At 38.1% G+C, this 13,770-nt stretch carries 14 protein-coding genes; 6 read left to right on the plus strand and 8 right to left on the minus strand.

Translation table 11 applies throughout. From position 1 onward, the window contains the following. Positions 1–237: 237 nt before the first annotated feature. The 5 genes from pyk to H7U19_RS15315 form a co-directional block, all read right to left on the minus strand. Positions 238–1,680 carry a pyruvate kinase gene (gene pyk / locus H7U19_RS15295; protein WP_186563753.1) on the minus strand — a complete coding sequence of 481 codons (1,443 nt, stop codon included), beginning with the start codon at positions 1,678–1,680 and terminating at the stop codon, positions 238–240. Then, positions 1,680–2,165 (minus strand): IPExxxVDY family protein, encoded by a 486-nt coding sequence (locus H7U19_RS15300; RefSeq protein ID WP_186563754.1) that lies wholly within the window; start codon positions 2,163–2,165, stop codon positions 1,680–1,682. Before H7U19_RS15300 ends, pyk begins: the two co-directional genes overlap by 1 nt. Positions 2,166–2,277: 112 nt before the next feature. Then, entirely contained in the window at positions 2,278–3,018 is a 741-nt protein-coding gene (rnc, locus tag H7U19_RS15305) for a ribonuclease III (protein WP_186563755.1), read from the minus strand. 94 nt (positions 3,019–3,112) lie between these two features. Next, a complete protein-coding gene (gene fabF / locus H7U19_RS15310) occupies positions 3,113–4,363 on the minus strand; it encodes a beta-ketoacyl-ACP synthase II (RefSeq protein ID WP_186563756.1) in 1,251 nt (416 codons plus the stop codon). Between the two features lie 12 nt (positions 4,364–4,375). Beyond that, positions 4,376–4,609, minus strand: a complete 234-nt coding sequence (locus tag H7U19_RS15315; protein WP_009778413.1) for an acyl carrier protein — start codon at positions 4,607–4,609, stop codon at positions 4,376–4,378. A gap of 346 nt (positions 4,610–4,955) precedes the next feature. On the opposite strand from H7U19_RS15315, the gene purN reads away from it, so the two are divergent. The 4 genes from purN (at position 4,956) to H7U19_RS15335 (ending at position 9,190) form a co-directional block, all read left to right on the plus strand. Then, complete coding sequence (gene purN, locus H7U19_RS15320; protein WP_186563757.1) at positions 4,956–5,543, plus strand: phosphoribosylglycinamide formyltransferase; 588 nt, start codon at positions 4,956–4,958, stop codon at positions 5,541–5,543. Positions 5,544–5,584: 41 nt separating this feature from the next. Then, positions 5,585–6,226, plus strand: a complete 642-nt coding sequence (locus tag H7U19_RS15325) for a ribonuclease H1 domain-containing protein (protein ID WP_186563758.1) — start codon at positions 5,585–5,587, stop codon at positions 6,224–6,226. A 90-nt stretch (positions 6,227–6,316) separates the two neighbouring features. Next, positions 6,317–7,243, plus strand: coding sequence for a PfkB family carbohydrate kinase (locus H7U19_RS15330; RefSeq protein ID WP_186563759.1), 927 nt, complete (start codon positions 6,317–6,319; stop codon positions 7,241–7,243). Positions 7,244–7,291: 48 nt separating this feature from the next. After that, entirely contained in the window at positions 7,292–9,190 is a 1,899-nt protein-coding gene (locus H7U19_RS15335) for an amidophosphoribosyltransferase (protein WP_186563760.1), read from the plus strand. A gap of 544 nt (positions 9,191–9,734) precedes the next feature. On the opposite strand, the gene H7U19_RS15340 is transcribed toward H7U19_RS15335, so the two are convergent. Both H7U19_RS15340 and H7U19_RS15345 read right to left on the minus strand, forming a co-directional pair. Continuing rightward, positions 9,735–9,905, minus strand: coding sequence for a hypothetical protein (locus H7U19_RS15340; RefSeq protein ID WP_186563761.1), 171 nt, complete (start codon positions 9,903–9,905; stop codon positions 9,735–9,737). Between the two features lie 16 nt (positions 9,906–9,921). Continuing rightward, on the minus strand, positions 9,922–10,797 hold the full coding sequence (locus H7U19_RS15345; RefSeq protein ID WP_186563762.1) for an AraC family transcriptional regulator: 876 nt from the start codon (positions 10,795–10,797) through the stop codon (positions 9,922–9,924). 64 nt (positions 10,798–10,861) lie between these two features. On the opposite strand from H7U19_RS15345, the gene H7U19_RS15350 reads away from it, so the two are divergent. Then, positions 10,862–11,269 carry a hypothetical protein gene (locus tag H7U19_RS15350; RefSeq protein WP_186563763.1) on the plus strand — a complete coding sequence of 136 codons (408 nt, stop codon included), beginning with the start codon at positions 10,862–10,864 and terminating at the stop codon, positions 11,267–11,269. 633 nt (positions 11,270–11,902) lie between these two features. Beyond that, entirely contained in the window at positions 11,903–12,511 is a 609-nt protein-coding gene (locus H7U19_RS15355) for a hypothetical protein (RefSeq protein ID WP_186563764.1), read from the plus strand. A 59-nt stretch (positions 12,512–12,570) separates the two neighbouring features. Here H7U19_RS15355 and H7U19_RS15360 read toward each other — a convergent pair whose 3' ends face one another. After that, on the minus strand, positions 12,571–13,644 hold the full coding sequence (locus H7U19_RS15360) for a PA0069 family radical SAM protein (protein ID WP_186563891.1): 1,074 nt from the start codon (positions 13,642–13,644) through the stop codon (positions 12,571–12,573). Between the last annotated feature and the right edge of the window lie 126 nt (positions 13,645–13,770).

Below are 13,770 nucleotides of genomic sequence, written 5' to 3' on the forward strand. Positions count from 1 at the left end.
TACCCAAAAAACACAAAAGCTGTAATTTAGCACAAAACCTTTGCAAACACCCTGTGCGTTAGGGATTGAACGGCATGTTTGAAATCCCCGACGAAGGAGGGATTGAGTAGTGAAAGCCTGACCCGAGGACGGGGGTTTCATAAAACGCTCTAAGGTGGCATCGAGGGGAACGCCCTAATCATAATCTTTCAACGACTACTGCTCTGGCATAATCCTCTTTAAAAAGTAAGATCAAAACTAGAAACTACAAGTCTCAATCTCAGTAACCCTCAACGTATTCACCATCCCTTTTGCTTGGATCGGCATTGCCGCCAAACTTACCAACATATCGCCAACATCTAAATAGCCCTTTTTACAGGCAATGGAGTTTACATCCTCAATAGTTTCATCAGTACTAACAAATTTATCGTAGAAAAAGGCACGTACGCCCCACAAGAGGCTTAAACGTGTCAAAATCCGCTTGTTTGAGGTGAAGACCAAAATATGACAGGAGGGTCTCCAAGCGGAAATTTGAAAAGCTGTGTACCCACTATTGGTTAGTGTAGAAATAGCCTTTGCGTTGATTTCGTTTGCCATTAACGCGGCATGATAGCAAACTGATTTTGTGATATAGCGATTGGTTCGGATATGCGGTGGTAATTCTGGTACTTTTATCAAAGGGGAATTCTCCACCCCTTTTAAGATATCACTCATTTGCCGAATCACCTGTACGGGATATTGCCCCACCGAAGTTTCCCCCGAGAGCATTACGGCATCAGCGCCATCCATTACGGAATTGGCCACATCGTTTACCTCCGCTCGGGTTGGAGTTAAGCTGGAAATCATAGTTTCCATCATCTGTGTGGCAATAATTACAGGGATTCTTGCTTTTTTGGCTCGTAGTACTAACTGCTTTTGAATCAATGGCACTTCTTCTGCAGGTACCTCAACACCCAAATCGCCCCGGGCTACCATGATACCGTCACATTGAGTGACGATTTTATCAATATTTTCAACAGCTTCGGGTTTTTCGATTTTTGCAACAATCGGGATTTTATAATCGCTGTGCTCCTTTATCAAATCGCGAAGTTGCATCAAATCTTCCGCATGGCGTACAAAGGACAATGCAATCCAATCCACGTCCTGACTTACTGCAAAAATAGCATCTTCAATATCCTTCTCTGTCAGTGCTGGCTGCGATATATCCGTATTTGGAAGGTTTACTCCCTTCTTAGATTTTAAAGGGCCACCTTGGATAACTCTTGCTTTTACCTCAGATTTTTTATCAGTGGACACTACTTCAAAAATCAATTTTCCATCATCTAATAGGATACGCTCTCCTGCTTTTGCATCCTGCGGAAAATTATCGTATGTCATGTACACGCGCTCCTTGGTACCTTCAAAACGCTTTCCTGTGGCAAAAATAATTTCATCACCTGGATTTACAATCACTTCTTCCTTCATTACACCAACGCGAAGTTTTGGCCCCTGTAAATCGGCTAAAATCGCGGCGTTATAACCGAACTCCTCATTCAACTCCCTAATCATGCCAATGCGCTCCTTAACGTCCTCGTAATTGGCATGCGAAAAATTTATCCGGAATACATTAGCACCTTCGTCCAGCATCCCCTTCAATACTTCCTTCGTACTGGTTGCTGGACCTAATGTTGCAACTATTTTGGTTTTTTTTGTCTGCGCCATTAATCAAAAATTAAATTCTCCTTAGATTTCAATCGGTTTACATCAATAGCATACGCCATGGCTATATGCGAAATCTTAAGAAGGTTATTTATAAAATACTTTTCCTTGTTACCGTTAAACTCACTGTCTATCTTCAAAAAATAATTCACCTTCCTATATTCGGGAATCAAATGATAGGTTTTGATGATTTTTTGTTGCGTATTAAACAAGGTTTGGTAATCCATTTCTACCTCGGTTTCCGTTTTACAAATATTGGAAACCAAATTCCAGGTCATGAGTTGCTTTTTATCCTCCCATTCGTAAATGGAATACTTGCTCATGCCTTTGTTGAAATCTAAATCTTCGGCTTTTCTCGTTAAATTAATACTTAGATTTTTATTTAAAAGATAGGCCAAACGATAGTCTTCGATAGTACAGTGCAAAGCAATCAACGTACACGAAATATCTTCAAAAATATCATCTAAAATAAGTTTGTGTACTGCCATAACCTGACTTATTCGCGTGTAAATATAGTGCTATTTCTATTTAGAAGTAAACCGATTTACCGTTTCTTAATATGAAAAATGAACTAAAACGTTATAGTTGCGTTCCTTTTGCTTATATCATTTTAGACATTTTACTTTGAAACGCAAAAAATGCACGTTTTGATGCCTTTTCCTCTGCTTTTTTCTTGGAGGTAGCTCTTGCTTTGGCAACAATTTTGTCGTCTATGGACAATTTTACCGAAAAATGTCTTACGTCATCATTTCCGGTGTCCTCATAAACATTATATCCAAACAACTTTTTTTCCTTTTGGCACCATTCAATCAATAAGCTCTTATAGCTGATGACCTTACCTTCCAATTGTTCGATATCCACATGGGGATCTATAATGCGCTTGTAGATAAATTTTTCACAGTACTTATACCCTCTATCGAGAAAAATGGCTCCAACCAAAGCTTCAAATAAATTGCCATGAATATTATCACCAAACTGTCCGGCAGGAATTTTACTTTCTACGAGTTCAATCAAATTGAGCTCTTTTCCCAGTTCATTGAGGTGTTCGCGACTAACTACTTTTGAGCGCATTTTAGTCAAATAGCCCTCATCTCCCCCCGGTACTTCCTGAAATAAATGTGAAGCTATAACGGCACTAAGCATGGCATCCCCGAGAAATTCCATGCGCTCATAATTGATGGCGTTTCCCATTTTGTCCCTTATGTTCATAGAACGGTGGGTAAAAGCCGTCTGGTAAATTTCTATCTTCTTGGGTTTATAGCCTAAAATCTTAGTTAATCGCACAAAAAAATTCCCGTTTCGCTTGGAACGGGAATTTAATATGTTACGAATGTTTTTCATCTGATTTGCAATAGTTTAGCTTAATGTCAGATGTAATAAACCAAGTTTCATATGTAAAAATTAATTTATCGTTATGGTTTATTGCACTCGGGATTTAATCTGTTTTCTTGAATACTACACAGGCGTTATGACCGCCAAATCCGAAGGTATTACTCATGGCAACCTTTACATCTCTTTTTTGTGCCTTGTTCAATGTTAAATTCAACTCTGGATCGATATTCTCGTCAACGGTTGTATGATTAATTGTTGGAGGTACAATCCCATTTTCTATTGCCAAAATACTGGAAATAGCTTCAATAGCTCCGGCTGCTCCCAAAAGATGCCCGGTCATTGATTTGGTTGAATTTATATTGATGTTTTTGGCATGGTCCCCAAACACTTTGGAAATCGCCTTTAACTCGGCTACATCGCCTAACGGTGTTGAAGTGCCATGTGTGTTTATATGATCTACATCTTCAGGTTTTAAACCTGCGTTCTCTAAACAATTTTTCATGACTTCAACTACACCAATGCCCTCTGGATGAGGTGCAGTCATATGATAAGCGTCAGAGGATAAACCACCCCCTGCTACTTCGGCATATATTTTTGCCCCTCTTGCCTTGGCATGCTCGTACTCCTCTAGAACAAGTGCTCCAGCACCTTCTCCCAAAACAAAGCCATCCCTTGTTGCGTCAAAAGGACGAGATGCCGTTTCTGGGCTTTCATTTCTAGTGGACAGGGCATGCATGGCATTAAAACCACCCATACCGGCAATGGTTACTGCTGCTTCACTTCCTCCTGTTACAATCACATCGCAATGACCCAAACGTATCATGTTCAAGGCATCGAACAATGCATTTGCCGAAGAGGCACAGGCAGAAACCGTGGTATAATTAGGCCCCATAAAACCATATTTTATGGAGATGTTTGCAGGTGCTATATCTGCAATCATTTTAGGAATAAAGAAAGGATTAAATCTCGGGGTACCATCGCCTCCAGCAAAGTTCAAAACTTCTTGCTGAAAGGTTTCAAGGCCTCCAATACCCGCTCCCCATATTACACCAACGCGCAATTTATCTACCGCATCAACGTCCAGTTTGGCATCTGCAATAGCTTCGTCCGAAGCTACCATAGCATATTGCGCAAACTTATCCATTTTGCGAGCTTCTTTTCTGTCGATAAACTCGGTCGCATCAAAATTCTTGACCTCGCAAGCGAATTTGGTCTTGAATTTTTCGGTGTCATAATATGTTATAGGCGCAGCACCGCTTTTACCACCAATTAAGCCTTGCCAATATTCGTCCTTGGTATTGCCAATCGGGGTTAAAGCTCCTAATCCTGTGACTACAACGCGCTTTAGTTCCATAAAATGTTATGCTTATTTTGCTTCTTCTATATAAGAGATAGCTTGACCAACTGTAGCAATGTTCTCAGCTTGATCATCCGGAATTTGAATATCGAATTCTTTCTCAAACTCCATAATTAATTCTACAGTGTCTAAAGAGTCTGCTCCCAAATCGTTAGTGAAGCTAGCTTCAGCAACTACTTCGTTTTCATCTACTCCTAACTTGTCTACAATAATCGCTTTAACTCTTGATGCAATGTCTGACATAATCTTGTAATTTTAATGGTTTAATTAGTTGGCAAAAATAAAAAACTTTATTTTAATCCGTGCTTTTACGTTAAAAATGTGTTCGTAATTTACGAAAAATTCGAATTAAGTAATTATGAATTACCAGCTAATTGTTAATAATTATTCTCTGAACTGGCTTAAACTTTTTTTAATTGGCTCCAAAATGCTCTTTTTCACCCACTTTTTGCCTTTTTATCATTCCATAGCGAAACTATGCAATTCAAAAAAGTCTTCAATTGAGCAAAAAATCCCTATTTTTCGCGCCAATAAAAAAGCCCAAACCAGTTCTTTTTGTTTGAACAATCTTTAACACTATAGTCTGTAAATGAAACGTATTGTAATTTTTGCGTCCGGAAGTGGTACTAATGCTGAAAATTTAATCAGGTTTTTTCACAACAGCGATAATGCATCTGTTATTCAAGTACTGACCAACAATCCCCGTGCCAAAGTTTTGGAACGTGCCAAAAATTTAAAAGTTAGCGCACTATCATTCAACAGGATAGCCTTTTCAAAATCAGATGATGTGTTAAATATCTTAAAGGCATCCCAACCAGATTTAATTGTTTTGGCGGGTTTTTTATGGAAGTTTCCTGAGTTTATTTTAAATGAGTTTCCCAATAAAGTGATCAATGTACATCCCGCATTATTGCCCAAGTTTGGAGGAAAGGGAATGTACGGGATGCACGTCCACGAGGCCGTTGTCGCCAATGGCGAAACTGAAACGGGCATCACTATTCATTACGTAAATGAAAATTATGACGAGGGCGCAATTATTTTTCAGGCGAAATGTAATGTTTCTAAAGATGATACAGCTGAAGATGTTGCTGAAAAGATTCATGAGTTGGAGATGGCACACTTTCCTAAGGTGGTTGCTCGGCTTTTGGGCGCTGAGGCTCTCGAAGTGCCATCTTAAGAAAAATAATTGTGGCTTCGAGAACCTCAGCCACCATCAAAATGAGCAAGAAAAAAAAGAAATACTACACTGTTTGGAAAGGCCACCACACCGGGGTTTTTGAAACCTGGGAGGACTGCAAAGCCCAAGTCACAAATTTTGAGGGTGCTGTCTATAAATCCTTTGCTACATTTGAAGCTGCCAAAAAAGCTCTGAAAGGTAACTACAAAGATTACATTGGAAAAAACAAAACCTTTAAGAGTGAACTTTCAGAAGAACAATTGAAAAAAATTGGCCAACCCAATTACAATTCCATTGCAGTGGATGCCGCGTCTTCGGGAAACCCAGGCAAAATGGAATACCGCGGTGTGGACACTAAAACCAAAAAGCAACTGTTTATCCAAGGCCCATTTGAGGAAGGCACTAATAATATTGGCGAGTTTTTAGCCATCGTTCACGCCCTTGCCCTATTGAAAAAAAAGAAAAGTGATCGTATTGTTTACACAGATTCCAGGACTGCAATAAGTTGGGTAAAAAAGAAAAAATGCAATACCAAGCTGGCAAGAAGCGAAAAGAACAAGCCTGTTTTTGAGTTGGTGGACCGAGCTGTAGATTGGCTCAAAAACAATACTTACACCACTACAATCGTTAAATGGGAAACCAAAGCTTGGGGTGAGATCCCTGCTGATTTTGGGCGAAAATAGCGTTAGTTTTAGTGCCCATCTCTGTTCAAAAAATAATATGGTTTAAGCATTTAAATAACTTATATTTGCAAAAAATCAGGATTCCTCTTCATGGGCAAATTAGTAATTGTTGGCACCGTAGCATTTGATGCTATTGAAACGCCATTCGGTAAAACCGATAAAATCCTTGGTGGTGCTGCAACCTTTATTGGCCTTTCTGCTTCAAATTTTAATGTGGATGCCACTTTGGTATCTGTGGTTGGTGGCGATTTCCCACAGGAATATTTAGACCTGTTATCGAATAAAAACCTTGATATCTCGGGAATCGAAATCGTGAAGGAGGGCAAAACATTTTTTTGGAGTGGTCGGTATCATAATGACATGAATACAAGGGACACTCTAATAACGGAGCTAAATACACTTGCCGATTTTAAACCTGTTGTTCCAGAAGACTACAAGGATGCCGAAGTAGTGATGTTAGGAAACCTGCATCCACTCGTCCAAAGCAGTATATTGGACCAAATGAAGAAAAGGCCAAAGTTGACAATTTTGGATACCATGAATTTTTGGATGGACAATGCTTGGGACGATTTAATCAATGTAATAAAACGAATTGACGTTATTACCATTAATGATGAAGAAGCCCGTCAGCTAACTGGGGAGTACTCGCTAGTGGTTGCCGCAAGAAAAATTCATGAAATGGGCCCAAAATATGTAGTGATAAAAAAAGGTGAGCACGGCGCATTGTTATTTCACAATGGTGAAGTATTTTATGCCCCGGCATTACCGCTAGAAGAAGTATTTGACCCTACTGGGGCTGGAGATACATTTGCCGGTGGATTTGCGGGATATTTGGCCAAAACCAATGACTATTCATTTGACAACATGAAAAACGCAGTCATTCTTGGTTCAACATTGGCATCGTTCTGTGTTGAAAAATTTGGCACCGAGCGGATGCAAAATTTAACCCCCCGAGAGGTGGAAAAACGATTATTGCAGTTTAAACAACTGACGCAGTTTGAAATTGAATTAACATAATGTATCGCACTCTAAACGAGTGCGTTTTTATTTGATATAATTATTGATATGAGTGACGCCATTAAACACGAATGCGGCATTGCAATGATAAGGTTGTTAAAACCTTTGGAGTATTACAAGGAAAAATACGGCAGTGCATTTTATGGGGTAAACAAAATGTACCTCATGATGGAAAAACAGCACAATCGTGGGCAGGACGGTGCTGGGTTTGCCAGTATTAAACTGGATGTTAAACCTGGGCAACGTTATATTAGCCGGATTAGGTCTGTTGCTCAACAGCCGATTCAGGATATTTTTGACCAAATAAATGAAAGGGTGAACACAGCCTTTAAGGAGCACCCTGAATATCATGATGATGTTGCGCTTCAAAAAAGAAATATCCCCTACATTGGTGAGCTGCTTTTAGGTCATGTGCGCTACGGTACGTTTGGAAAAAATAGTGTGGAGAGCGTACATCCATTTTTAAGACAGAACAACTGGATGCACCGAAACCTGATTATGGCGGGAAACTTTAATATGACCAATGTTAAGGAGCTTTTCCAAAATTTAATTGAATTGGGCCAGCATCCAAAGGAATATACGGACACCATTACTGTAATGGAAAAAATCGGGCATTTTCTAGATGATGCTGTCAGCAAAATCTATAAGGACCTCAAAAAGGAAGGTTACAACAAACAGGAAGCTTCCCCGCTAATTGCCGAACGGCTTAAAGTGGGCAAAATACTAAAGCGCGCGGCAAAAAACTGGGATGGGGGCTATGCTATGGCCGGACTAATTGGGCATGGCGATTCCTTTGTATTAAGAGACCCTGCAGGCATCAGGCCTTGTTATTATTACACGGACGACGAAATCATTGTTGTGGCATCCGAGCGACCAGTTATTCAAACTGTTTTCAATGTAAAGTTTGATGACGTAAACGAACTTCCTCCAGGGCATGCGATTATCACTAAAAAGTCCGGTGAATTTTCGATAAAACAAATTTTAGAGCCTTTGGAAAGGAAGGCCTGTTCATTTGAGCGCATCTATTTTTCCAGAGGAAGCGATGCCGAAATTTACCAAGAACGAAAAATGTTGGGCAAATTATTAATGCCAAAGGTTTTGGAAGCCATTGACAATGATCTTAAAAACTCTGTGTTTTCGTATATTCCAAACACTGCTGAGACTTCCTTTTTTGGTATGATTGAAACGGCGGAATCGGAATTGAACAAAGAGAAAACCTCATATATATTAAAAGGCAAACGAAGTATTTCTTCCGAAAAAGTAACTCAAATCCTTTCTGAGCGGATCCGTGTAGAGAAGATTGCCATAAAAGACGTAAAGCTAAGAACTTTTATTACCGAAGATAGCAGTCGGGATGATTTGGTAGCTCATGTTTATGATGTTACTTACGGCGTTATTAAACCTAACGATAACTTGGTGATTATTGACGACAGTATCGTACGGGGAACCACTTTGAAAAAAAGTATCCTAAAAATGCTGGACCGCTTAAATCCTAAACGTATTGTGGTTGTCTCTTCAGCTCCACAAATTCGCTATCCGGATTGCTATGGTATCGATATGGCTAAATTGGAAGACTTGGTGGCTTTTAGGGCAACCCTTGCGCTTTTAAAAGAAAGGGGTATCTACAATATTATTGAGGAGGTTTATAAAAAATGTAAGGCCCAGGAAAATTTGGAGGACAAGAATGTTCAAAACTTTGTAAAGGAAGTGTATGCGCCTTTCACTGACGATGAAATTTCGAATAAAATATCGGAATTGCTAAGTGACGGCACCGTTAATGCCGAAGTAAAGATTCTTTTTCAGCCGGTTGCGAATTTACACAAGGCCTGTCCGGAGCACTTGGGCGACTGGTATTTTACTGGTGACTATCCTACCGACGGTGGCAACCGTGTTGTGAATCGTGCGTTTATTAATTTTTATGAAGGAAATAACGAACGTGCCTATTAATTAGCAAATCGATAAAATTCAACGCTTTAACTGCTAAAAATGCGACTTCAACCATAAAAAATGTATTTTATCCGATAAATACGCTATTCATCTAATAAATATTCTGGTTATCTTAAATAGATATAAATTGGTCTCACCATAACATAAGTAGGTTAAGTTCATGGTAGATTTGGGGCAAAAAAAGGTGAACATCTGTTCGCCTTTTTTTATTTATACCGCTTTCAATTTAATTTCAGCTTTCTTCTGGAAATCCCCGTACCGTGCAGTTTAACCGTATTTTCTAGCATTACCTCGGTTAAGCCAATTTATCTAGCACTTTAGCCAAAATATTTTAACAATCTCTACTACCCTTCTATCTTTGAACCACCATAACATAAGTAGGTTAAGTTTATGGTAGATTTGGGGCAAAAAGGTGGACATCTCGTCCACCTTTTTCATTTTATAAAGATTATTCTCCCTAGATAATATGCTCTCAAAATTATTCCAATAAAAAACTGCCTCATAAAATGAAACAGTTCCTCAATGAGTTATAATCTGCGGTTCCTCAATTTTCCTTTGCCACTTCCAACGCTGTTAGCTTGTATTCCAAAATGGATAATTCTTCTCCTTTTTCTATGACTTGTTCCACAGTTAAATTATCGTTGGAATTTATAAATTCCAAAATGCCATCGATTTTAGTATTGTAATACGCAATGGTTTTGTCAATTTTGTCCATACAACTCGTACTTTTACTACTGAATAATATGCTTTATCTCCTTACGGTAATTGGAGGCACTTTTACCAATAATCTCATTAAACTGTTTGTTGAAATGCGAAAAGTTATTGAACCCGCACTCGTAACAAATGTCTGCTATACTCATATTACTTTCGTTGAGTAGCTTTGTAGCATGCACCACTCGGTATTCGTTAACCAATTGGGTAAATGTCTTTCCAGTAGTTTTCTTGAAATAACGGCAAAATGCAGGTACGGTCATACTTACCTTATCTGCAATTTCCTCCAAAGCAATATGTTCCTGAAAATTGGCGTTTACGTATTTATAAATAGTTTTGATCTTGTCAGTATCCTGTGGCTCTGTCTCAAAAACCAAGCCTTCGGCATTCAAAATGGTATAGTCATCTGTTATGGCCAGATATTGCAAAATCTCAAGTAGTTTTAAAATTCTTTCAAAACCGTCATAATCATTTAATTTTTCAATCTTAGGCCCGACGGTATTCTTGGCAGTTCTATTAAACTTGATGCCTTTTTTTGCCTTTTCAAACAACGAAATTATGGCACCAGCCTCTTGTACACTTTCAAAGAAGTCCTTGCCTAAAAAGTCAGGTTTGAACTGAACGGTAGTCTCAATGCCTTCCGCTGTCAATCTATCCGTAAAACCATTGTGGGGTAAATTTGACCCGATCAAAATCAACTGACTATTGTTAAAATAGGATAAATGATTGCCTATATGCGTTTTCCCTTGGCCTTGGTTTACATATATAAGTTCCAATTCAGGATGAAAGTGCCAAAACATTTCGTTTCTGTCCTGTTTATCCGTGTGCTGATTCACCAATATACTATTGCCAAAGGAAGGGGAAAGCTTTTTAAATGTAGGTTTCTTATTAATCATGGGCAGCAATTTTAAAACAAATTTACCATTTATTATGCATACATTATATTCTTAATTATCACAAATGTATGCTAAATTAACTTCACGGTTTATTAACATTGATTTAACAGTTAAAATAGCATATAAATATGCCAAAATTGATGTTTTCCAGCACCTATTTGGCCCATATCTTTGCAGAGTAAAGCGTGACAAATCCCAAATCATGAAGAACGTATTTATCAAGTCAAAAAAAGTAATCCTGATTTTAGCAACTGTGGCTACGGTTATGGGTTACGTTTATGACACTGATAAAATCATTTTAAAAGATGCAAAAAAAGTAGCTTTCGTTCTTTCAAACGTAAAACAAGGTAAACTCCTTTCTAATAAAGATTCTAATGGTTCTATACTTTATAAGGAATCGATCGAGAAAGACGGAGTATACTATGAAGGATACAACAGCGTTTTTGGACGCTTAGGGATTAGTATTCTTTGAAAGCATATAGAGTACCTAACACTTGGAGCGTATTTACAAACGCTCCAGAAAAGGAAACTTTAAAATAGTTTATTATTCTCAAGAAGAGAATTACAGTATACATTAATAATTAATTTTAATGTCTTATTTAGTTTAGTTGGTTGAAAGTGGGCTGTGGTGGCCCACTTTTTTTATGCCTCATTTTTAAAGAGTGCTTTAGCCTTTAGGGATTTTGATAAAACTCTTTCAAATTCGTCCCGAAAGTTTTCGATAGGATGTTGCGCTTAAAATAAGCAAAATTTGCCTGGGTAAAGTATTTTAGTCGTGCAAAGTGTTCTCTAAATAATACTTGGCGCCCCAAAATTACTTGAACTTCCTTATAATTTTTTGTTTAAAATGCTCACCAGGTTTTATTAATCTTTGTTTTCTGCACATGCATTGTTAAAATTTCATTAAGGAAATTAAGCCCAACTCCTGAAAAGCCATCAACTATTACAATTATATCATATTAACCCTACAATATACCATATTAACTTAACCTAAAACTAACACAAATTTAACGGGTAATTTTACATATAAATATATCAATATCAATGTTTTACACCCCAAAGGATCATCTTACTTTTGAAGTGTTCAACGTTAAAAACCCAAATTATGAAAAACGTGATTAAACATTCAAAAAAAGTATTCTTAATGGTAGCTCTATTTGCCACGGTTATTGGATACGCAAACGAGTCCTTATTCTACGCCTCAACTAATGAGGACGATAGAATTGTTCTTACTTTAACTAACGTTAAGGAAGGTAACCTTTTTACTATTAAGGATCAAAATGGTGTCATTCTGTATAAAGAGTCGATTCAGAAATCTGGAAACTATACTAAGGGGTTCGATTTCACCAAACTCCCAAACGGAAGTTACATTGTAGAACTGGATAAAGATGTAGAAATCAATGTCATTCCTTTAACTGTAAAGGGCCTTGACGTATCATTTGACAAAAGTATGATCCAGACTTTTTATAAGCCTGTAACCCGCATAAAGAGTGATAAGGTTTTTGTTACCAAGTTAGCCTTGGATAGATCTCCTCTTTCAATAAAGATTTATTTTGAAAACAGTGATTTCGGCTCAACAGAAGAACTGGTATATGCCGAAACTATTGAAAACACCAAAGTAATTGAAAGAATTTACAAGCTAACAGGCTTAGAAGAAGGAAATTACAAGATAGTCTATAAATCCAAAGGAAGAACATTTGTAGAGTATATTTAGTCAATTATCTCAATGAATTTATGATGAAGAGCGGGCGATTGCCCGCTTTTTTTATAACCTTAAAACAGTTTTAGTTGTCCGTCCTTAAAGGAGTCGTGCAACTCTCCATTCAATCGTGGCATACCTTTATCCTTAAAGTACTTGATTTTCGCCAGTGCCATCATTTTATTGATTTGCTCGGCAATTTTGCCTTCGCCGTGCATTCTTGTGCCATATCGGGAATCATTCAACGTACCCCCGTGGCAATCTTCAATTTGGTGCAGTACCTTATCGGCTCTATCCGGCATGGTTTTTTTGATCCAATCTGTAAATATTTGGCCAATCGCACCGTTCAACCTTACAACGGTATGACCAATGGATACTGCTCCGTTATCTGAAGCTGCCTTTGCTATAGATAAAATTTCATGGCTATTGATTGACGGTATAATTGGGGCAATCATTACATTAACCGGAATACCTTTGTTGCTTAGCAAATTTACGGTTTCCAGGCGCTTTTTTATTGTTGCTGTTCTTGGCTCCAAAATACGCCTAGTATCTTCTGAAAGGGAAGTAATAGAAATGTTTACACCCACTAAATTGTCTTCTGCCAGTGCCATCAAAACATCCAAATCCTCCAAAATTCTAGTATTTTTTGTTATAATTCCAACGGGATGCCTGTATTTTAAAAATATTTCCAAACATTGTCTGGTGATTTTGAATTTTTGTTCTGCAGGCTGATAACAATCCGTATTCCCTGACAGCACAATGGTTTGAGCCTTCCAACTTTTCTTTTTTAGCAGTTGCTCCAGTAATTTTGGCGCATCTTTTTTTACTAAAATACGACGTTCAAAATCCAACCCAGGACTATAGCCCCAATATTCGTGAGTGTTTCGGGCGTAGCAATAAATACAGCCGTGTTCACAACCTTGGTAGGGGTTCATGGAATACCGCATCCCAACATCTGGACTTTCTACTTTGTTGACGATAGTTTTCGGAAATACTTCTAAATACTTCGTTTTGTTTTTGTCGGCCACCTCGCCTTCTTTTTGGCAAAATTCAAGAAAATCGTCGCGCATTTCGTGGTGTATTTCGAAAAAACGATTTGGGACGTTAAGCTGTGCGCCACGTCCTTTTATAACAGACTTGGGGTTCATAAAACTAAAATTTAAAGTGTAAATGGGGACACCTGACTCTTTAAAATTACTCATAAATCACATTCAAAATTGTTAAAACAGAGACAGGTTATCAACAAATCAGGTGAACCCAAGCTGGCTTTGCAA

The organism is Hyunsoonleella aquatilis (assembly GCF_014270105.1).
Classification (GTDB): domain Bacteria; phylum Bacteroidota; class Bacteroidia; order Flavobacteriales; family Flavobacteriaceae; genus Jejuia; species Jejuia aquatilis.